21 protein-coding genes are annotated in these 23176 nt (G+C 37.6%); all 21 read right to left on the bottom strand.

Annotated features, from left to right (window positions below; genetic code table 11):
- Position 1: 1 nt before the first annotated feature.
- The 21 genes from CS948_RS14960 to CS948_RS15060 all read right to left on the bottom strand — a co-directional run bounded on the left by CS948_RS14960 (position 2) and on the right by CS948_RS15060 (position 23102).
- Positions 2–814: a GNAT family N-acetyltransferase gene (locus tag CS948_RS14960; protein WP_176555071.1), complete on the bottom strand. Its 813-nt coding sequence runs from the start codon at positions 812–814 to the stop codon at positions 2–4.
- Positions 801–2309: an amino acid adenylation domain-containing protein gene (locus CS948_RS14965; RefSeq protein WP_176555072.1), complete on the bottom strand. Its 1509-nt coding sequence runs from the start codon at positions 2307–2309 to the stop codon at positions 801–803. Before CS948_RS14965 ends, CS948_RS14960 begins: the two co-directional genes overlap by 14 nt.
- A 14-nt stretch (positions 2310–2323) precedes the next feature.
- A complete protein-coding gene (locus CS948_RS14970) occupies positions 2324–3436 on the bottom strand; it encodes a 3-oxoacyl-ACP synthase III family protein (RefSeq protein WP_099292507.1) in 1113 nt (370 codons plus the stop codon).
- 11 nt (positions 3437–3447) lie between these two features.
- Complete coding sequence (locus CS948_RS14975) at positions 3448–4080, bottom strand: acetyltransferase (protein ID WP_099294553.1); 633 nt, start codon at positions 4078–4080, stop codon at positions 3448–3450.
- A gap of 9 nt (positions 4081–4089) precedes the next feature.
- The gene (locus tag CS948_RS14980; RefSeq protein WP_099292508.1) at positions 4090–4704 is read right to left on the bottom strand and encodes a sugar transferase; all 615 of its coding nucleotides are present in this window, start codon (positions 4702–4704) and stop codon (positions 4090–4092) included.
- Positions 4705–4709: 5 nt separating this feature from the next.
- A complete protein-coding gene (locus CS948_RS14985) occupies positions 4710–5846 on the bottom strand; it encodes a glycosyltransferase family 4 protein (protein ID WP_099292509.1) in 1137 nt (378 codons plus the stop codon).
- Positions 5846–7159, bottom strand: a complete 1314-nt coding sequence (locus tag CS948_RS14990) for a UDP-glucose/GDP-mannose dehydrogenase family protein (protein WP_099292510.1) — start codon at positions 7157–7159, stop codon at positions 5846–5848. Before CS948_RS14990 ends, CS948_RS14985 begins: the two co-directional genes overlap by 1 nt.
- A gap of 31 nt (positions 7160–7190) precedes the next feature.
- Entirely contained in the window at positions 7191–7877 is a 687-nt protein-coding gene (locus CS948_RS14995) for an acyltransferase (protein WP_099292511.1), read from the bottom strand.
- Between the two features lie 152 nt (positions 7878–8029).
- Positions 8030–8941, bottom strand: coding sequence for a hypothetical protein (locus CS948_RS15000; protein WP_099292512.1), 912 nt, complete (start codon positions 8939–8941; stop codon positions 8030–8032).
- Positions 8941–10023, bottom strand: a complete 1083-nt coding sequence (locus CS948_RS15005) for a glycosyltransferase (protein WP_099292513.1) — start codon at positions 10021–10023, stop codon at positions 8941–8943. The genes CS948_RS15000 and CS948_RS15005 overlap by 1 nt, the downstream gene beginning before the upstream one ends.
- Positions 10023–11150 (bottom strand): hypothetical protein, encoded by a 1128-nt coding sequence (locus CS948_RS15010; RefSeq protein WP_099292514.1) that lies wholly within the window; start codon positions 11148–11150, stop codon positions 10023–10025. Before CS948_RS15010 ends, CS948_RS15005 begins: the two co-directional genes overlap by 1 nt.
- Positions 11151–11154: 4 nt before the next feature.
- Positions 11155–12072, bottom strand: a complete 918-nt coding sequence (locus CS948_RS15015) for an ATP-grasp fold amidoligase family protein (RefSeq protein WP_099292515.1) — start codon at positions 12070–12072, stop codon at positions 11155–11157.
- Between the two features lie 37 nt (positions 12073–12109).
- On the bottom strand, positions 12110–13237 hold the full coding sequence (locus CS948_RS15020; RefSeq protein WP_099292516.1) for a hypothetical protein: 1128 nt from the start codon (positions 13235–13237) through the stop codon (positions 12110–12112).
- Positions 13238–13244: 7 nt separating this feature from the next.
- Positions 13245–14489, bottom strand: a complete 1245-nt coding sequence (locus CS948_RS15025; RefSeq protein WP_099292517.1) for an EpsG family protein — start codon at positions 14487–14489, stop codon at positions 13245–13247.
- Positions 14489–15967: an oligosaccharide flippase family protein gene (locus tag CS948_RS15030; protein ID WP_099292518.1), complete on the bottom strand. Its 1479-nt coding sequence runs from the start codon at positions 15965–15967 to the stop codon at positions 14489–14491. The genes CS948_RS15025 and CS948_RS15030 overlap by 1 nt, the downstream gene beginning before the upstream one ends.
- A gap of 24 nt (positions 15968–15991) precedes the next feature.
- The gene (locus CS948_RS15035) at positions 15992–16963 is read right to left on the bottom strand and encodes an acyltransferase family protein (RefSeq protein WP_099292519.1); all 972 of its coding nucleotides are present in this window, start codon (positions 16961–16963) and stop codon (positions 15992–15994) included.
- Between the two features lie 101 nt (positions 16964–17064).
- A complete protein-coding gene (locus CS948_RS15040; RefSeq protein WP_099292520.1) occupies positions 17065–18330 on the bottom strand; it encodes a nucleotide sugar dehydrogenase in 1266 nt (421 codons plus the stop codon).
- Positions 18331–18344: 14 nt separating this feature from the next.
- On the bottom strand, positions 18345–19313 hold the full coding sequence (locus tag CS948_RS15045; RefSeq protein ID WP_099292521.1) for an SDR family oxidoreductase: 969 nt from the start codon (positions 19311–19313) through the stop codon (positions 18345–18347).
- Positions 19314–19320: 7 nt separating this feature from the next.
- Complete coding sequence (locus tag CS948_RS15050) at positions 19321–19998, bottom strand: tyrosine-protein phosphatase (RefSeq protein ID WP_099292522.1); 678 nt, start codon at positions 19996–19998, stop codon at positions 19321–19323.
- A gap of 9 nt (positions 19999–20007) precedes the next feature.
- Positions 20008–22314: a polysaccharide biosynthesis tyrosine autokinase gene (locus CS948_RS15055; RefSeq protein WP_255302028.1), complete on the bottom strand. Its 2307-nt coding sequence runs from the start codon at positions 22312–22314 to the stop codon at positions 20008–20010.
- Positions 22315–22331: 17 nt separating this feature from the next.
- Positions 22332–23102, bottom strand: a complete 771-nt coding sequence (locus CS948_RS15060) for a polysaccharide biosynthesis/export family protein (protein ID WP_255302029.1) — start codon at positions 23100–23102, stop codon at positions 22332–22334.
- Positions 23103–23176 lie beyond the last annotated feature (74 nt).

Here is a 23176-nt window from a genome sequence, read left to right on the forward strand (position 1 = left end):
TCTATTTATTAATTTTCAATAGTGATATCGTTGACTTATTGATATATTTAAAACCTTTTTTCTGATACATATTTATAGCTGGCATATTTTGTCGCTGCACCCAAAACATGTACCGACTTTTTTCTGAGCTCATATTTCTAGTAACATAAAAATCTACTAACGCCTGTCCCACATGCCGCCCTCGAGCATATTCATCAACCGCCACATGAGAAATCCAAGCCACATTATTCTTGAGCGTTTGGTGAAGTGCTCCAATGAGTTGATTATCTAGTGTTGCCACAACAATATCCCCGTTATCTTGTAATGTTTCATACTTAGATTCTAAGATAAAATCACCACTGAAAGGATCAAAACTATTATTAAACAACTCACAAGCGTATTTAATCTCTTCCATTGTGGTTGCAATCTTTACAGATATACTATCATAATCCCTCGCTATAGTTAAATTTTTATAGACTCCAGAATACTGATCACGGATCAAATTCTTAGAAAAACCACACTTCAAAAAAAAATCGACCTCAACCTCAGGATAAAAATCGTCTCCTCTATAAAGAATTTCCGTTACTAAATTTTCTTTATCAAAAAACATCAATTCACTCAGGTCATTCAAATAGTAATACAAACGAAAACATTTCGGTTTCTGAATAATAAAAAACAAATTATATCCTGTGCTAAACACATTTAAACTGCCATTACTAATAAGATCACGGACCTCTTCCCGTAGCATATAATTATTGGAATAACTACTCCGAAAGTTGTATTTTTTCACAATCTCGTCATAATGCTTGAGAGAAATTATTTTATTTGGATCCATACATCTTTTTAAGTTCGATTTTATCAATCTTGCCATTCATGTTATAAGGCATCGTTTTTAAATGATAGATAATATTCGGAAACATATACTTGGGAAGTTTTACCTTTAAATAATTGATGATATCTACTTCTTTCCCGTCTGATGTTGTATAATAAAGCACTATCTTCTCCCCAGCCTGATCGTAAATACAAGCCGCATTAGTGACCTTTGGAATAGAATTTATTGTAACCTCTATTTCTCCCATTTCGATACGGTTACCCATGTGTTTTATTTGAAAATCTTTCCGGGATATAAATTCAATTTCTCCCATTTCATTATATTTGACAATATCTCCTGTCCGGTAAATCTTATCATCATACAAATCATGAAGGGGATTTTGAACAAACACTTCTCGAGTTTTCTCCTTGTTATTGTAATATCCGAGAGCCAATCCGGTTCCCCTCACGCAAAGTTCCCCCGATTCTCCTTCCTTCACGAGTTGATTAGACTCATTTAAAACTAAGACAGCCTTATTTCTACAACTGTTGCCTATAGGAATATACTCGTCATCTCGAAATTCCCGCTTCACCTCATAATAAGTACAATCCACAGTCACTTCCGTTGGACCATATAAATTATAAAACTTTGCTCCCGATAATTTCTTTATCCAAACATTCAATTGTTTGGCAGGCATGGCTTCCCCCGCAAAAGTTACTCTTTTGATATATCGAGGCTCATTATCATCAAGAATATTACTGTTACCTACCAAGATTATTGCTGATGTCGCCCAAAGAATAGAAGTTATTTTCCTGTCATTCAAGAATTGGATCAAAAGTTTCGGAAACGTAAAATACTTTTTGCCAATAATATTTAGTGTTACACCTGCTTTCAAGCAAATACAAATATCTTTCACGGAACCATCAAAATAAAACGGAGTTTGATTTCCAAGAGAATCAGTCTCGTCAAAACCGAATGTCTCGACTAACCATTCCGACAAATCTATCATTCCTCGGTGACTAACCAATACCCCTTTCGGTATACCTGTTGATCCACTGGTAAAAATAGCATAAACCGGATCAAGGTCAATCATTTCAGAACGGATTTCATACAATTTCTCATGGTTTACTTCATGAGAAATAACCTCTTCATAATGCAAACAAACTCCTTTAAAATTTATCATATCCAGAATCTTGGAATCAGATTCGGTCACCGTTATTGCCGCAATCGGATCAAGTACATCATGAATAAGCTTCACCCTTTGTTCCGGCATTCTACAATCAATCGGCACGTAAAAGTTACCACTTTCGACAACTCCGGTAAAACCGACCAATCCCTCTATCCTTCTATCTACAAACACTAAAACGGGTTTATGAATTACCCCTCCCGTCACCTCAGCAATAGCAGAACCAATCCTTTCAGAATAATCCAACCATTGTGTAAAAGTCAGTAAATTCTTGTCATCCGCAATTGCCGTTTTATCCGGCCAATGAGTTGTAGCCTCTTCTAAATATGTCAAAATATTGGTTATCATTACTTTTTCTCGTAAAGTTGATTAGGATTAATTATTAAACCTTCCTCGTAAATTTCATCATCTTCATAAATTGGTAAAATATCATCCGTGTTAATCTCGAAAGACGTTGCTCCAAGTGAAATACCGATACCGAAACCGCAAGTCATCACTTTCAAAACTTTATGTTCCTCGCAATGTCCATATCGGTCACAAAGTGATATAATAGCAGATGCACCGGAAGTATTCCCGTAACGATCAAGCGTTATTGGCATTTTATCAAAATCTATTTTGGTCTTCTTGGCAATCTGCTTCAATATATAAAGATTAGCTTGGTGAAAAGCAAAACAATCATAATCGGCAGGAACAGTTCCTGTTTGCACCAAAAAATCCTTAATAAGCCGCGGTACATCAAAAATTGTGAATGTAAAAACTGATGTTCCTTGAATAAAGGAATTCATCAAAGTTCTCTCATTTCCATCTTCACACATTATGACCCCCTCATTCGCATGAAGATTTCTATAACCTCCTCCCGGAACAATCATATATTTAAAACCGGAACCATCACTCCTTACCAATGCTTTAATTTCATCACATTCATTTTCTGTTTTCTCTAAAAGCATCACAGCTCCGGCCTCCCCAAAAAGCATAGCAGAACTTCTATCTTTAGAATACACGGACTTGCCAGCAGTATCACCCACGAAAAGAAGTGCTTTTTTGATATTCCCCGTACTCATAATAGAAGCCACGGTCTGCATACCTACTACTAACGAGGAACATCCTAAACTAATATCATAACAAACAGCCTCTTTCGGTACACCTAATCTATGTTGAAGCACAAAAGCCGTGGAAGGTCTACGATAATCTGGACTATGGGAAGAAAAAATCAAAGCCCCAATCTCTTCTGGATTCACGCCTTTTTTTGCGAGCAGTTCACGGGCTGCTCTAAAACCAAGATCACTACAAGTTTGGTATTCCGTGGTTCTATGGGACGCTCTAACTCCGGTCATTTCCATGAACTTTTCTACTTCCTCATCACCAAAAAGAGTTTTATATGATTCGGTTTTTACTTCATTGACAGGCACAGCACAAGCAATCCCCGCCACTTTAATATTTTTAAATTGGAAAAACGCCATACATCGAAATTTTATAGATCAACTTTTTTAGCAGGATTCCCCAACACTTTGTATCCAGCCTTAACATTCGTCATTACCATACTCCCCATACAAATATATGCATCATCACCAACCTTTTTGGAAGGTGCTATTACAGCACTTGTGCTCACGAATACTCGTTTACCTAACCTCACATGACCATTCACCGCACAATTTCCACAAAGCGTAGAAAAATCACCTATCTCCGCATCATGACCTACCCCACAACCAAGAACGGTTACAAAATCACCCATTCTCACATTAGGTGAAATCTTTGCACGAGGTGTTACCACAAGTCCTTCTCCTATTTCACAAAATTCCCCTATTAACGAGGTCGGGTGCACCACTCTTGCAAATCGGGCTCCCTTGGCTTTTAATTCTGTGGCGATTCTCTCTTTCACTTTTGGAGAAGCTATAGCGAATACAAATTCTTCATTTTCGGAAGGCTCCCAATCACTAATTGTTCCTAAAATCTTTTTGTCACAAGCATATCCATCCAGTGCATTTAAATTATCGTCAAGAAAACCCTTTATATGCCACGTTTCTTCAACTTTATTAATATCCTTGATCCACTGTAACACCTCTCTTCCAAAGCCATTAGCTCCAAGTATTATAATATCTTTCATCTGCATTCATTAATTATTTCCTGTAAACGTGGGCATCGTTGCCGATTGTCCCGATATATTATTAATATCTACTCTGCAAATCACTTTTTTTAGGGTGATAAAAACAACTTTGATGTCAGTCCACAACGTGCAATGGTCCACGTACCAAACATCTAATTCAAATTTTTCAGTCCAACTTATCGTATTTCTCCCGTGTACCTGAGCCCATCCGGTAATTCCGGGTCTTATTTCATGCCTACGGGCTTGTTCTTTACTATACAAGGGTAAATATTGAACCAATAATGGCCTCGGCCCAATCAGAGCCATATCTCCTTTTAACACGTTAAGCAACTGGGGTAATTCATCCAACGAGGAGGATCTGATAAACCTCCCGACCCGTGTTAAACGTTTTGCATCCGGTAATAAACATCCTTGTTCATCCTTCTCATCTGTCATTGATTTAAATTTAATCACTTTAAAGATTTTCCCGTCTTTTCCTGGACGCTCCTGAGTGAAAAATGCCCCCGCACCTTTATTAGCAAAGTGAAGCCAGATAGTAAGAATAGCTAAGAACCACCAAATACAAATCAACACGATCAACACAATTGTGAAATCAATCACTCTTTTAAAAAAAAATTTATACATTCGGATCAAGTTTTATACAACTCATTCATTCCCGCCCAAATAATCTCGCTTTTAAAATTTTGTCCCCATATTGGTCCATTAGCTGCAAATCTTTCCCGCAATTCCCTATCATCTTTCATTTTAATCATTGCATCATAAAGAGCCAAACTATTTTTAGGTTCAACATTAACACCGTTAAAACCGTCACATACAGCATCACAAACACCAGTACCCTTAGAGCCAATAACAGGAAGTCCCATATCAGCAGCTTGTACAACCACATTACCAAAACCTTCCCACCAAGCAGGAAGAACAAACACATCCATTGCCGTAAGATGTAAAGGAACATCGTCCGTTCTGCCTGGTATTATTATCCCCTCATGTGCCAACATTTTGTCATAAAGAGTTTTATCCGTAATTTGAGAAAATTCCCAAGGCCCGACAATCAACAATCTACAATTTTTATCTTGTTCATAAACTTTGCCAAAAGCCTCATAGAGTTCTCGAATTCCTTTTCGATCAACAATACGTCCCAAAAAACCATAAACAAACCGTCCCTCCAAACCTAATTTTTTACGAAGTATTTCTGTATCTCTTGATTCTACATTTTTCCTGTTAAAATAATTTGGATCAATCCCATTACTACTACCTTTATGGATAACCACACATTTTTTCTCCTTAAAGACACCATCTTTCACTCCTAGAGTTTTCACAGACGGGCTGATACAAATAATTTTTTGAGCACAAAATCCCGCTAGCCATTCGCAAAATTTAAGAATATATTTCAACGAACCTCTTTCATGTTCATAACGAAACCCTCTACAAGTATATATTCTATTAGGAACCCGACACCACCATGCCGCCATCATTCCCAACATTCCCATTTTAGGCGTCCCAACATTAACAATATCTGGTTTTTCCTTTTTAAAAATTTTGATAAGAGCTAATAACGTTTTAATATCGTCTTTCAAGGAAATGTTTCGCATAATACTAACATTCAAACATTTACACTCTTCACGACGGCAATAATTCAAAGATCTTTCATCATGTTGAGTCAATAGATATGTATCGTATCCCTGCTCCTTGAAATATTTAAGTTGTCCCTTAAGCAATCCGACACTTCCGGGAATAGTTATTCCCACGATAAGTTTCTTATTACTCATTATCTACCTATTGCAAAATATTTAAAACCTAATTCCGTTATTTCACCGATATCATAAATATTTCTTCCATCAAAAACAACGGCTTGATTCATCGATTTTCTTATAACTCCCCAACTCGGGAGACGGAACTGTTTCCACTCAGTGAGCAACACCAAAGCATCCGCATTAAGCACGGCATCATACATATCATTGGCATATTCTACCAAATCTCCTACACGACGTTGACACTCCTTCATTGCAACCGGATCAAACACTTTTACTTTACATCCTGCTTTGGTCAATAAATCAATCATGATCAACGCCGTGGCTTCACGCATATCGTCAGTTTCTGGTTTAAAAGCCAATCCCCATAAAGCTATTGTTTTACCTTGCAAATCCCCATTATAATAACATTTCAATTTTTCAAATAAAATACGCTTTTGTTGTTCATTTACTTCTTCCACAGCTTTCAGAACACGCATATCATAGCCTTCTTTTTCTGCCGTCTTTATCAAAGCTTTCACATCTTTGGGGAAACAAGAGCCACCATAACCGCAGCCGGAATATAAAAATTTACTACCAATACGGCCATCCGCCCCTATTCCTTTACGCACCATATTCACATCTGCACCAACCAACTCACACAAATTTGCAATGTCATTCATAAAACTGATACGAGTTGCCAACATGGAGTTTGCCGCATACTTGATCATTTCGGCTGAAGGTATATCTGTAAATATGACCCTAAAATTATTCAACAGGAAAGGACGATACAACTTTGTCATCAATTCCTTTGCCTTTTCACTTTCAACCCCAACCACAACACGATCAGGAGACATAAAATCTTTTATCGCAGCTCCTTCTTTCAGAAATTCCGGATTACTTGCCACATCAAATGGAATATCCACTCCACGTTTACACAACTCTTCCTGAATTGTAGCTTTAACTTTCTTCGCGGTACCAACAGGAACCGTCGATTTTGTTACTAAAATCGTATATTTATTTATATTTTGCCCGAACTCTTGAGCAACAGCCAAAACATATTGTAAATCAGCACTTCCGTCTTCATCCGGCGGAGTACCCACCGCACTAAATACAATATCAACATCACTCAAACAAGCCTTCAAATTTGTTGCAAATTTAAGACGCCCTTCCCGACAATTACGAAGTACCATCTCTTCTAACCCGGGCTCATAAATAGGGATCTGACCATTTAACAACGAATTGATTTTCTTTTCATTGATATCAACACAAGTAACATTAATCCCCATTTCCGCAAAGCAAGTGCCTGAAACTAATCCTACATAGCCTGTGCCTACAATTGCTATATTCATATCTTATAAATTTAAACGTATTTTCGTCAAACTATTCTAACTTTTCTCTAGACCAACTAATTCCCGTCTTAACTATTTTAGCCGGTACCCCAGCAATAACGATATGTTCATCCAAAAACTTTTTTGTAACAACCGCATGAGCTCCCACGACACAATCATTTGCAATATTTACATCCTTTTCGATATCAACGCCCGTTCCTATCCAAACATGATCCCCAATAGCGACACTAGCAGCCCTGTTTATTCTATTCCCATTATTAATATCAATGATTGAATGAAAATCTGTTGTTGATAATGACACTCTTCTTCCTAACATACAATCTTTACCAATTGTAATCTCAGTATCACTTTCCTCTAAAAATAAAGAAGCACTTCCTACAGTTGTTTGACATCCTAACCGACATTTACAATTATTCCCCTTTATTGAAATGTATCCTTTTTCATAAAACAATACCCTTTCATCTAAAAAAAGCTCATTATCATTCCCGTATATTTCAACTACTAAATTACGAAAACGACATCTGTGACCAATTCTGATTTTATTATTATCTCCTTTTACAAGAATTAAACTCTTACGAAATAGAACTCCAGAATTTATTTCAAGAACATTTCTTGCGCCTCTTATCTTCCTTTTTAATCCTAATAACCTATACATCTTAGTAATAATAGGATAAATTGAAGAATTAAGCATTTTTATTTTTAATGACTTCCTTTTCATTTCTCTATTCTTGATTTTATCAATTCAGCAGGATGCCCACCAATGTTTGCAACACCAACTCTCATTTTTTCGATACTCTCCCGACAAGTAGAAATGTTGAACTTGGAAAAAACTGAAAACAACAATACCACATGATACCAAAAATTCTTTCATTATTCAAATTTTAAATAATTCTTTACTGCATCTATTTGCTTATCATTCCCTCCTACCAATACATTTTGCTGAACGAGTTTCACTCGCTGCGTCTTTCCTACACTGATTTCATCTTTATTATAAAAATTGTTGGTTATCACTTTTATTTCCTTTTTACGAGCTTGAAAATTTAACCACACATCATCAGCAAAAAAACAGATATCTTTAAATACTTCTTTATTAAATGTATCTTGTGGCATTATCCCCACCGGAATTAACGTTCCAGCCCCGGAAGTAAAGAACAAATCACTTGAATTTCCTCTCCATTTATTGAAATTATGATACCATCGTTTATAAGAATTAAGCTTCCCGCAAGTATATGTCATTTTATGTACTCGTGTTGCACAAATACACTCCGGATTCTTTTTGGCCATTTTCACTAGATTTTCAAGTAAACGATCCGGATAATAAAGGTCATCATCCAATAGAACAACATCTGCATCCAAGTTCTCTTGAAGTACATAAAAATATTTCTTATGAGAACGCAAATCTTCATCACACCAACGAATCGTCAATCCTCTTTTTTGCAATTCATGTATAGATTCCGGTAATTTGTGGTCGGGAAATTGAGGAGTAGCTAACCAAAGTATCACCTCATCCGCTTTATAACTCTGTCGAAAAATAGTTTCTATACTTTTCCAAATCTCATCTATCCGAGCAGGAAAGGACGTCAATGAACATACCAATTTTCTATCTCTTACTTCATCCTTATTTATCCCAAAATCAACCGGATGCTTAACACAATGAATAGGAAAACTTTTTTCCAGTCTTTTTTTCACTAATCTTGCTACCATTCGATTAATCGCTTTGCCGATAATTCCCAAAGCATGATCATCCGGTAAGGCAAAATAGAATTTATACCAACGATTCATTACAATTTACTTTCCAATATAAATTTTAAAAACATATCCCCAACCTTATCCTTGTTCAAATGCTCTCTAATAACATAAGCATTTTGAGCATATTTATTTCTCAATTCCTCATCTTCCATCAAAATAACAATCTCCCGAGCAAGAGCCTCTATATCCCCATCCGGAAGCACCACACCACTAACTCTATTTTCTATTATATCAGAGGCGGCAATACTGTCAAAAGATATACACGACAATGGCGAAGCCATTGCTTCACAAAGAGCATTAGGGAAACCCTCGCAACGGGAAGGAATAACAAAAATTTTACTCTCTGCCAATAACCGATCAACATCTTTCCTCAACCCTAAAAAAACAACTCGATCTGCTATTGATAAATCTGCAGCTAAAATTTTCAAACGTTCTCTTTCCGGTCCATCTCCCACCAACACCAAACTCCATTCTTTATGTCCTTCAATTTTTGCAAACGCTTGTAACAAACGATCAAATCCCTTTTCAAAAGAAAGTCGTCCAACACCTATAACCCAATTTTTCTTCTCCACAGCATACACCCCTATATCACGTAACGAATTAGGTATAATCACCATATTCAGATGATCACCAAAAACCTTCTTCTTGTATTCTGCTGCTTGACATGTTTGAGCTATAACACCCGTTGCTCTAGGATAAGTCAAACGTTTAAATAGTCTTTTAAACAGACTTAATCGTTGTTTAGGACTAATTCGATCCGAAATATAAATGGGATTATTCAATCCCCAATTTGCCAATAAAGCTACAGGATTAATAATATCTCCGAATGATAAAATTGTATCAGGACAATACTTTTTCAATTGTTTACGAACAAAAGCTATCGTATTCCAATAACTAAATAATTTACGAACAAATGAAGTTGTATGTAAAAAATTTGGTTCTTCAAATATCACTTCCGGGTCCAATTCATAAAAATGTTGTCCTTTCCGACAAGCGATATAAATCACTTTATGTCCTTTCTTCACAAAATGAGACGATAAAATAGATAATGCACGCTCAATTCCTCCGCTTTGCAAAGATGGGGCCACGATACAAATAGTTTTTTGCTTTTCCATTACAATTTTGATGCAATCAAATCACCTAATTGATCACTTGTCAAGAATTCAACATCAGGCCATTTTTGAATAATCTTCTTTAACAACTCCTTCAATAAACCAAGATTTTTATCCCGATGTCTTTCATCCAATGTCCCAATGAAATTAACCCGATGACTACTTATTATAGCTGGCTTATGACACTGAAATGCAATATTTATTCGGTTTAAACACTCCCCGACATAATCTACCGAACCTCCTTTATATGGTTCAAAAAAAGCATTACGAACTATATAATATTGTCCGAATCTATTTTTCTCCCCCACATAGTGATAACAACTCTTAAATTTCAATGGCTCCTCTTGTACCGGAATTTGCTGAAAAGCAAGACCTTGTAAATATTTCAAGCCGTTATATGCCAATATGGATTCTATCTCTTTACGCCAAGTATAACAAGGAGCTATAAAAGATTTTGATTTATATCCATATAACTTCTCGAACAATCGAGTTCCTTCTTCTATGCTTCTCCCTTCTTCTTTCAATGAGTCTTTTCCAACATTCCCCAAAGCATCCATATACCGTACTTTTAGTTTCGGTGTTACTTTATCAGATAATCCGAAATGTTGCTGATTAAAAGACAACATCGTCACATCATCTTTTTGTTGCAAAGCTTTCATCCAGCGAATAACATTCAAATGCTCTCTTCCATGAAATTGAGGATGCCATACCTTTGAGTTTATTCCCTGTTTTAACATCCCAAAACTATTCTCACACCCTTTATATTTTTTGAATGTATTCGTCACTTCCTCGTAATAATATTCCGTAAAACCACTATTTTTTATGCGCTCAAAATCAGGATTAGCCACAACACTATTAGCCGTCACAACGGCAGGCTTTCCATTTTTATCCCGTACAGAAAGTAACACGTCAAATAATGCGGATAAATCTTCACTCCTTTCCAAAGAATCATACATCGAAAAAGGACAACGATCAACATGAAAACCATCATCTAAAAGTTTTTTATATATTTCTTTAGATGGCATACGGATGCTACCCCAATCATCACTTTCAATGATAACAATTTTTCGTCTAGTCCTCCACCCCAATAATTGAATCAGATAATGTATTATTTGTTGTTTTACTGACATTTCCTTACAATTTCAACATTTTACCCCACTTCAAATCCCATTCTTCGGGTTCGATAACATCATTTCCTCCTCCATCATGCAACGTTATCTCTCCAAAATAAGGCTTCCCATCCACATCATAAAAATCTACACGTACATATCTAAAATTTTGAGCAACTCCTTCCGCAATCTCGATCATCCTAGAAAGAGATTGAGGGAACTCTATTTCTTCCCCTCGTAATTCTGCCACATTTACATTTTTACCATCCCAAGCAAACATCAATGGCTCCCACTTAGGACTATACATAAGTCGATGCTTACACCCTAGCTTCTGACGTTGTGCCGCAACATAGATAAATTGAACTTTACCATTGATACAATGTAATTTATAATCGTTTGGAATTTCGCCTTTAGAAGTAAGTAATAGTTTTTCTACAATAATTCTACGCTGTATATTCTTATATTGCCATTCTTTATCAAACCAATAATAATTAACATCTAACCATTTACGGCACATTAATTGTATCTTTCTCCAATCCTTCACATCACGTTTATCTTTCACTATATAATACTGCCCCGAAGCATGATTGGATTTGATTATAAAGGGAATATCCGGCATATTTTCAAAACAAATATCCTTACAATTATCTGTTGAAAAAAGTATGGGGACAATACAATCTTGACCGAATTTTTCCCCAATATATCGAGGGGCTAAATATTTGTCTGCACACAACGTATTAAAATCACGTCTATCATGCAATTTTAGCCATTGAATTTTCTCACACAATGTTTGCGGATTATTCAAATCTAACTTATATCCATGCGATTTATAAAAATTTCTTTTTACATAAAACTCATCCGACCATAAATGATATTTAAAAAAACGATAAATCTTCTTTAATTTCATCGAACAAAAACAAACAATATTCGAATCTCGCTGCATATCATCCAATCTTTTATAAATAAATATCAAATTACAATTATCTACTCCCAGAAATTATATATCCTAATTGCTCGCTATTTACGAACTCAACATCCGGCCAATGTTTCAATATTTCTTGCAACAAATATTTTAACTTTTTCAAACTTTTATCTCTGTTTTCCGGAAATATACCACCTATAAAATTCACCCGATGAGAATTTATTGCAGCAGGTTTTCCCCAACGAAAAGCAATTTTTATCTCAGTCAAACACAGATCCACCCAATCAAAACTTTGATTCCGGGAAGGCTCAAATGTACAATTACGACGCCAATAAAGTTGTCCCCAAGGATTACGATACCCCCAAAAATGATTTTGAAGTTTCAAACGACCACCACCTTGTGGTAAAAATTGCTGACCACACTGCAAAAAATCTACTCCTTGTTTCGCAAGTTCTTCACTCAATTCATTTCCGCAAATTCCACAACAAGGAACAAATGAAACGGACTGAAAACCAAACAACTTTTCAAACTGTTGTAATCCATCTTGCACAATAACATTCAACTCTCTTTGATGCTCTTCACTATCATAATCAAAAGCGGCAAAATAATTTAAAGGATAAACTTTCATCGAATTTTTCATTTCAGAACTTATCACAGCTCTTTTCTCGAAAGCCATTTGTTCTTTCTCTATTGAAACATTAATTGCCTTCATCCATCTTCTCACGTTTATATGTTCTCGACCATGAAATTGTGGATAAAAAATTCGATTTTCTATTCCTTCTCTCCATAAAGACATCATATTATCTTGATAAGAATAACGCTTATAAGTGTCACTTATCAATTCATAGTGATAAACTTGTCTATCTGATGCCTCTATTTTATCAAAATCCGGATTTGCCACAACAGTACAGGGAGTGATTACAGCCGAATGCCCATTACGATCTTTCACGGAAGATAATACATCAAATAATGCCGTAAAATCTTCTGCACTTTCCAAAGAATCATATTTGTCAAAATATGAATTATCAACTTCCAATCCTTCCTTTAACAAGCACTCATATACCTTTCGAGAGGGCATCCGGATACTCCCCCAGTCATCACTCTCTATAACAACAAGCTTTCTCTTGGAACTCCACCCTCTAGCATTCACATAATTTTTAGCTAACTTCCGCTTTAGTGTCAGCATAATTCACTTACATTAATAAATCAATATATTTTATAATAGGATAATTATCATTCATGAAGAAAACGGTAAAAAAATTTCCACACAACAAATTAAATATTCCGATAGCATAAAATCCTTCTCTTATTTGAAACAAAATAACATACAATAAAAAAGGAATACTATACTTTATCCAATACCTCGTTCTACTATTTATAATCTGATCCGATAATAACAGACAAAACAATGCATATAAACAAAAATTTCCTAGATCTAAAAAACGAACACCCCAAGGAGCCATATTAATAATTAAACACAAAGAAGCTAACAGAAGTGACACTACAAAAAAACGCCTTAAAAAAGCAGAACTTTCAATCCGTTGTTTTCCTTTTATATAAAACAGTAAAACAAAAAAAACATTCAATCCCATTGTTACATATTTACCAGAATCAGCAAACCAATTACGAGATGCTTTATATTCAAATGTCAAATAACCAATCGTATTTTCAGCATAATTTTCTGGCAATATTTTTGCTAGAAACCTTTCCAAGATAGTAAGATCAAAATTGTTAAGTAAATTTATCCCCAAGAATAATATAAGATAAGGTAAAATTTTGCGAGATGGCAAAAACAAACCTAAAAAGGCGACAAATATAGGATACAAAAAAGTATAATGAATTAAAAAACTGCAAAAACAATATATCAAATAATACCATTTTCGACAATAGATATAAGATAATACTCCATATAAAAAAATATATAACGCCGTCCACCAACGTACTCCGTTTATTTTCCAAATCGGAGCTATTAATATTAAAAATACAATTAGAATTTTCACGTAAAAATCATTCGTTTTACAGAGTCTTATAATTAACCAAGCTACCTTAGCATAAAAAAAACCCATCACAGTCGCCACAACACAAAAAAATATTTGAGGATTTCCTGTAAAACGAGATACAACATATAGTAAAAATGAAGCATAATAATCAAAACGCTCTCCTCTAAGAGCTAAATAATCACTCAAAGAAATATGAGGCATATCATAAGCCTGCATCAAATAAAGAGCATAACGTTCAGAGTCGGCACCATCTCCTAATAAACCACCTCCTTCTGAGAAATAAATAAATGCTAAACCAAAATAAATACAGAAAAGAAAGAACAATTTTTCTGATTTGTCCCAATTCAAATGTTTTATAGAATACACTACCCCTCCCAATGGATATAACAATGTTAATAAAACACTCGCAATATATCGTTTTGTCAAAATCTCAGACATTACCTTTGAATTAACTGCTTTAATGAGTTTAGATAACTTATTCTCAAAATGATTCCACTTCCTACAAGTAAAACATAGAACAAAATTCCAGATATTATCAATCGCAAAAATGTTGTGGATATATTATCATAAAATCTACTACACCAAAAAACAAAGATAATTACAACAAAAACGTGTAGTACAATTCTCAAAAGGCCTACTATAGCAGATTTTGAAATAATAATCACCCTTTCTTTATAACGTAAATAGATATATGGACAAATGTTACGTAAAAATACTTGCATCATCACAAAAACAAAGGCAATCATTACAGGAGAACTTACATTTAAATAAAATAGCAAAGCATTTATGAACAGTAATAACAAAGTACATATAAAATCAAATATGAACAATACCTTTGTTTTACCTATACCAACTAACATCACTTGTAATGGTATTATTTCACTCAAGTTATAAATTAAATTAATTTGAAAAAATACATAAGAAGTTGTATATTGTTCACCATATAACAATAACATGATCTCTTTAGAAAAAGAAAAACAAAATATACATAGAGGTATAATAATCAATCCCATTTCATAAATCGCTTTGTTAAAAAACACAACACTTTCATCCAAACAATTTTCATTTTTGCTTTTAGAAAACAAGGGGATCAACATCTTCCGTACAGGAGTAACTATAATACCAATAAAAGGCAATGGTAAAAATCCATTAGCAAATTCAGCAAAAGCTTCTGTTCCAAAATTTCTACTAATCAAAACCTGATTAATCGAATTATAAAAAAGTAATATACAACTAGAACCCAATATCGGCAAAGAATAGCTTAATACTTTTTTCATAATTCTCGGCACTTTAATTAATTCATTCACATTACAATAAGGCCGATTCTTTAAATATAAGGCGACAAAAAATGCAATCACGGCTGCAAATCCCCAACCTACAATAGCAACTTCATAGGAATTTCGATATAAAAGTACAGGTAGTACGATACAAACAAGCATTAAAATCCTTGTAATCGTATTATATATTGCTACATATTTTGTATTTTTATTAACAATATAAATTCCTTCCAATCCCAATGTAGGCAACGTGAAAAAGGGGAAAGGTGAAAACAATTTCAATCCTTTTGCTAACTCCGGGTTATTTAAAAATTGAGCTATAGGTTCTGCAGAAAAAAATAGTGTTATAGATAATAATCCTCCGGAAAAAAAAAGAATTTGATTAATTCTTTTTACGATATACTTACCCTCTGCTAAAGAATACCTAGGCAAAAAATAAGAAAATACACTTGGAAGACCTGCCTCAAATATAACTAACAATGTACTATAAACGAACATAATCTGTTTATAAGTTCCGTATTCTACCTTATCAAAAAATCGGGACAAAATGGCAGCACTTACAAGCGAAACAAATATACTTGAGATAGAACTAATACCTAACCAAAAGGCTTGATGTATATTACTCTTATTGTTTATCATAAAACATTAAAAATGACATTAATCCTACCCAATTAAAAACTTACCCACTTTTGTCATTAGGAGTAGTTTACTACATAAAAAAGATAGAGATATTGAAATAACAGCAATGACCCATGGAAGAAAATATGTACTACAATACAAGTATAATGGCGTATGATATAATATCAACATGATAATTATTTGTTGAAAAATATAAGCACCATAACATTCATCGTTTAATTTGTTTACAAATTTAATTGGAGTATAATTTCTCGAAATTTTTAACGCTACTCCAAGCAAAGCAATTCCCGCCAAAAAAGAGGAAAAAGTTCCAATCAAAGGTATCGATACAATTCTGTTTACATCAAAAAGATAAACAATAAATACACAAAACCATAAAAATAAAAGTAGTAATGAATACTTTTCAATAATATTAGTTTTTCCATAAAGAAGATATCCTAAAATGATAAAAGGAAGGTAATGAAACACAACATTCAAAAATGTAATGTCTAATACTCGAACAACCACCAATAGAGCCAAACTACAAATAAAACTAGTTATCGGCAATCTATCTATCATTGGTTGGAATATTTTTAGCAAACAAAAGTTAGCGAATATCACCGGCAAAAACCACAAGTGACCAGTCCCTTTCAATAAATTTGCAATGACTGTTTTTACATCAACTAACAATTCTGGCTGTAAAATCACAATGTATAAAATACTAAAAATAAAACATGGAAAATAGATTCGTTTAAACTTCATAAAAATAAAATTCCATGTAGAAGACGCTAAATATTTATCTTTTTTATATGCGAATAAATAACCCGAAACCATCACAAATGCTCCTAAATGAATAAAGAATGGATTCAAAAACTGATAAAAATAAACAGACTCTATTCCAATAGTATTTTCCCATGCGCCACTATAAATAGCAAAGCAATGGCCAATTATAACACCAACTATTAATACTGGACGCAGAAAAATGATTTCATTTAATTGCTTAGATTTAAATATCATATAATATTATTAAAAAAAACATACTCTATTGGAAGTTTAAATAGAAGCAAGAACCTAGGCTATAATAATCTACAATGACTCTGTGAATTTACATTCAAAAATTATAATCTACTATCAATAATATCTTTTTCCAAAACTCCTTTCACATCAAAAACCACATGTTGCTCTTTCAATAAAGATAGAACATCCATCCCCTCGAATAGGGAATGAGCGACAGCCATAATGACCGCATCATATTTTTCAATGTGCAATTTATTCTCTATATCAACACCATATTCATGTCGCACAATCTCCAGATTTGCCCACGGATCAAAAACCGTAATATCAAGATTATACTCCTTCAATGCCTTGTATATATCAATTACTTTGGTATTCCGAACATCCGGACAATTTTCCTTGAACGTGAATCCCATGATCAAAACCTTAGAACTCAATACTTGAATGCCTTTCTTTAACATTAACTTAATTACCTCATTCGCCACGTGTTCCCCCATCCCGTCGTTCATCCGACGTCCGGCCAAAATAATCTCGGGATTATACCCGTGCCGTTGGGCACATTGAGCCAGGTAATAAGGATCCACACCTATACAATGTCCTCCGACTAATCCCGGTTTGAAGGGTAAAAAGTTCCACTTCGTGGAGGCAGCTTCAAGTACATCCTGCGTGTCAATTCCAAGTTTATTAAAGATCTTAGATAATTCGTTCACGAAAGCGATATTGATATCCCGTTGCGAGTTCTCGATCACCTTGGCAGCTTCCGCCACCTTGATACTCGGGGCAAGGTGTGTCCCTGCCAAAATAACGGAAGCATAAATCTCGTTTACTTTTTGGCCAATCTCGGGAGTCGAGCCGGAGGTTACTTTCTTGATTTTCTCCACCGTGTGCAATTTATCTCCTGGGTTGATTCGTTCCGGGGAATAACCGGCAAAAAAGTCTTCGTTGAATTTCAACCCCGACACTTTTTCCACCACGGGTATGCACTCCTCTTCCGTTACCCCGGGATAAACCGTTGACTCGTAAACAACGATATCTCCCTTGGAAATGACCTTCCCCACCGTGGTACTCGCCCCATACAAGGGTGTTAAATCCGGATTATTATTTTTATCCACGGGTGTCGGCACCGCCACCACGTAAAAATTGCAATCCCGAATATCCTCGATACTTGATGTGCAAACGAAACCGTTAGCGATTGCCGATTGCAACAATTCGTCACTCACTTCCAGGGTTGCGTCATGTCCCGCCATCAAGGCATCCACCCGCCTTTGGTTCATGTCAAAGCCTATCGTTTTATATCTTGTTGAAAACAACCGGGCAAGGGGTAAGCCCACGTATCCCAGTCCGATCACGCAAATTCTGACGTCTTGCATAGTAATTCGTTTTATTATAGATTATTCCAGTACCATTTCACCGCTTCCTGCAACCCTTGCCTCATGCTGTATTGCGGGGTGTATCCCAATAACGATTTCGCTTTGTCAATGCTTGCCAAAGAATGAGGGATATCTCCCACCCGGTTCGGCCCGTGTAATACCTTGATGTTTCTTATTTCTCCGTCAAATTCTCCCAAGAATTCTTTCAAGTAACCCACCAGCTGGTTCAACGTCGTCCGCTCCCCAAACGCCGTGTTGTAAATTTGATTCACCGCATCCGCATTTGCCGTGGTCAAGGCCAGTTCATTCATCTGTATCACGTTATCAATATACGTGAAATCCCTGCTGTACTCCCCGTCCCCGTTGATCACCGGGCTTTCGTGTCGCATCAACTGCTTCACGAACAAGGGAATTACTGCCGCATAAGCCCCGAAAGGATCTTGTCTTCTCCCAAACACGTTAAAATAACGCAATCCAATATATTCCATACCATATGTCCGAGCGAAAACGTCAGCGTAAAGCTCGTTCACGTATTTCGTTATAGCATAAGGAGAAAGTGGTCTACCTATTACATTTTCTACTTTGGGTAAAGATTGACTATCCCCGTAAGTGGAAGAGCTCGCTGCAAAAACGAAACGTTTCACCCCGGCATCCCGGGAAGCAACCAGCATGTTCAAGAAACCGCTTATATTAACTTCATTACTTGTAATCGGATCTTTAATACTGCGAGGAACAGACCCCAATGCAGCTTCATGCAAAACATACTCCATTCCCTCCACCGCTTTTTGACAATCCTCCATTTGACGAATATCTCCCACGATCAACTTGAACATCATCGGGTAACGTTCTGTTAAAGGAAGTATATTTTCAATTTTTCCCGTCGCAAAATTATCCAGGCAACGAACTTCATGGCCTGCTTGTAACAAATACTCACAAAGATTAGAACCGATAAACCCAGCTCCTCCAGTAACTAATATTTTCATTTTTTATCTATGAATTTGATATATATTTTCTGATCACCTCCACGTGTCTCATCCCGTGTACATCCCCCGCATAATAATCGATCAATCCCGCCGCGTGCAATTTCTCCGCTCCCTGTTGAGCTTTCTTGCCGTAATACCCGGCAAACGAGAGGATATTTACCTGCAAATGGCAATTCCTGTTTTTTAATTCTTTTCCGTGGCGAACAATGTCATCCGCCAAAAAGGCGTAACGTTCCGGGTGAGCCAACACGACCTCGTACCCCTTAGTCTGTAACTCGAACACCACCCGATCAAAAAAAGGCGATGGGGATAAAAAGTTGTGTTCCACCAGTACCCGATTTTCGTCCCCGGACAAGATCTCTCCCCGTTCAATCAAACCCAACATGTACTCGCCCACGCAATACTCGGCTCCCAGGTCCAACTCTATCCCGATCCCTTCCTTTCGCAAACCAGCTCGAAGATTTTCCAACAGGGGATAAAGATTCTCACGTCCATTCATCAAGGAGGGAAAATAAACATGGGAAGTACTCGTCACCCGTTTCACCCCCAGCCCGGCTAATCCCTTCAACACGACAAGTGCCTCATCATAAGTCCTAACCCCGTCATCCACACCCGGAAGGATGTGCGAATGAATGTCGCGCGTGTAATCAAAACGCACTTTATCCCGCTTTCGATACCACCACATGCTCACTCTCTATCCCCTGTTTTGCTTGTTATAATAACCTCCATAACCGTATCCGTACTTGTAATAATGGATTCTCCGGGATACCCCGTTGACCACAATACCGCAATTCTTCACGTGATGCTCACTCTCCAAGGCTCGCAAGGAAGATAACATACCTCGCGGCAACACGTTCAAGCGAGTCACGCAGATACAAGCATCTGCCTGTTTTATCATCGTCAGAGCGTCTGCCAGAAGCCCTACTGGAGGTGTATCCAAAACAACACAGTCGTACTGTTTTCTTAGCTCCGCCAACAATTTTACAAACCTCTCGCCGGAAAGTAAAGCAATCGGGTTAGGAGGAACATCTCCACCGAACAGGACATCCAAATGATCGCCGAGAGAATGTACCAAAGTTTTCCACTCCGGTTCCATCCCCGCCAGATAAGCGGATATACCACGGGAATAATTCTTGTGGAGGTACGAGTGCAATTGCGGGTTACGCAAGTCACACCCGACCAGTAACGTCTTTTTACCTGCCTTGGCATAAGCTTGTGCCAAATGCGCGGCAACCAAGGTCTTTCCTTCACCCGGTACCCCGGAAGTCACCAAAAGCACCGAACCGGCTTTCTCGCCTAACATATAATTTAACTTTTCACGCACGACCTGCATAGACTCCGACACGGAAAAATTCTCTCGTAACAAAGTCGTTTCCTCCTTGGTTAACTCGGGAATATCTCCCAGCACGGGAAACGGGAGAGCCCTTTTCACCTCCTCGACGGAACGAACTTTATCGTTCAACGTTTCCAAGAGGAATATACCCCCTGCCGGGAGCCCGATACCGAACATCAATCCCACGAGCATGATCAAGGCTTTTTTAGGTTCCACTGGAGAATTGCCCGCCGACGGGTCCTCTATAATCTTCGCCGTCGCCACGTAAATCAATTTTGCGATCTCCGCCTCCTCCCGCTTCTGCATCAAGAAAAGGAAAAGGTTCTCTTTCAGTTCCTGTTGACGGGCGATAGCCCGGTATTGCTTCTCTTGCGTGGGAACGGAGGTCAACATCTCGTTCACGGACACGTTTTCCTTTTCCACGCTCTTTAACTTAATCAACAAGCTGCTTTCCACGTTAGCGATCGTCTCCTGTATGTTCTTTTTCAACTCCCGCAACTGCGTGTTCAATCCCGTCACGATAGGGTTACTCTCGCTGGCACTTTGCAGTAACTTACCCCGCCGTAATACCATCTCGTTATAACGGGCGATACCGGAATTTAAACCCTCGTCCGAGAGTCCCAGGTTTTCCGGCAACAAGGCGAATTCGTCCGCCCGTTTCTGCGTGATCGCGGCACGGATACTCCGTAATACATCCAACTCGGTCTGTAATTTCAACAATTCGGCTTCTGCCTGTTTCTTGCGTTCCATCACGAAAGCGGCATCAGAGGTAATATCCGTTAAACGGTTGGTCTTCTTGAAATCCTCCGCGCTACGCTCGATCGAGCCTAATTCTTTGTTAATCACGTCCAGACGCTCGTTAATGAACTCGACCGTGGCTTCCGAAACGATCCTTTTATTATCAATCCCGTTCTGGTTATAACGCTTGACCAAAGCGTTAATAACGGCAATACCCCTGTCCGGGACGGCATCCTTTAAAGACACCAGCACGGAATTTGTATTCTTTACCAGAATCTGCACGTTCAGATTTTTTGAAAAACGATCTGTTGTTTCCCGGTAAGTGGACAAGTCCACCCGGATTTTCTCCCGGGAGAAAACTTTCCCGTTCTGTTCTATCGATATATGATAATCCCCCATGGGAACGCTTTCCGAGTAATGCCCGCTCCAGATTTTTTTCCCGTCAAGATCCAGCAGTATCACCAAATTTGTCGTGTCCAGCATGACATGAAAAGAAGTATCCCTGATCCCATCGGGATTATCCACTAACACTTTTACCGGCGAAGAGTCATAAAGTTCCCTGTCCCGCAAGAAACCTTCACGAACGTAACGGATATTCAAATCCAGTTCTTCTACCACTTCCCGCATCAGGTTCTTGGATTGCAATTCCACGATCTCGTTTTCCACGAACATGTCTGCGGCACCAAGTCCCAGTTCTTTCATCATCAGGTTCGTCCCCAACTCTCCTTTTTTGGAGTCACTGATCATCACTTTTCCCGTCACGTTATAAACGGGAACCCGGCTCTGGCAAACCAGAAAAGCGATTACCAGGCACAAGGGTATCGAGATGGCAAACCAACGCCAACGAGAAATGAATTTCTCCGTTAGGATTTTTATATCCATACCCTCGGGAGCACTCCCGTTTTCTTTGTTCAAATCGTTCAATTCCATGTTATTCCTGTTCTATATTAGCGTATCGCGATGGCCAAGATAGCTACCAACGTGGAGATACTCGACAAAACGTAAGGCAGGAACGCCCCGGCATTTCCCCCGATAATCCGGGCTCTATTGGGCTCCACGTAAACCACATCATTCTGTTGCAAGTAGAAAAAAGGCGAATGGATGATGTTCTCGGAGGTGAGATCCATTTGCGCGAAGACCTTCTCGTCCCCGTCTTCCCGCATCACCAGCACGTTTTTACGCTTCCCGTTAATCTGTAAATCGCCCGCCATGCCTAACGCGTCAAATATGGAAATCCGCTCGCTATTCACCTTGTAGCTACCGGGAGTCTTCACCTCACCCAGTACCGTTACCTTAAAATTCAAGTATTGTATCGTCACGATCGGGTTCTTCAAGTAACCGCTCAGTTTCTCTTTCAACTCGGCGGCAAGCTCGGTGCGGGACAACCCCTCGACCTTGATCTTACCCAGCACCGGGAAATCGATCGTCCCGTCCGTGTCCACCAGGTACCCGTAAAGTTGGTCTGTATTTGCTCTGGTATTACTCTGCCCCAAGCCGATCATCGGCGTGTTAAAAGGAAGTGCCGCCTCTATATCGTCGCAAGAAACCACGATCGACAACAAGTCATCCACGTGGATTACCGTCCGGTACTGTAACTCCGCTTTCACTCTCGAGTTAATCTTCGCGTCCTGCAAGTACACCACGTCCCTGGGAGAAGCGCAAGCCCCCAACAGACAAAACAGCATACCGGTAAAAAACATCCTTATAGTTTCCATCATTACCTGTAAATTATTAAAATCATCGGCGAAAAGAAGCGTGACAAAGGCTCGCCCGAAAATTCACGTACTTCTTC

The sequence above is a fragment of the Butyricimonas sp. Marseille-P3923 genome (genome assembly GCF_900184685.1).
Classification (GTDB): Bacteria; Bacteroidota; Bacteroidia; order Bacteroidales; family Marinifilaceae; genus Butyricimonas; species Butyricimonas muris.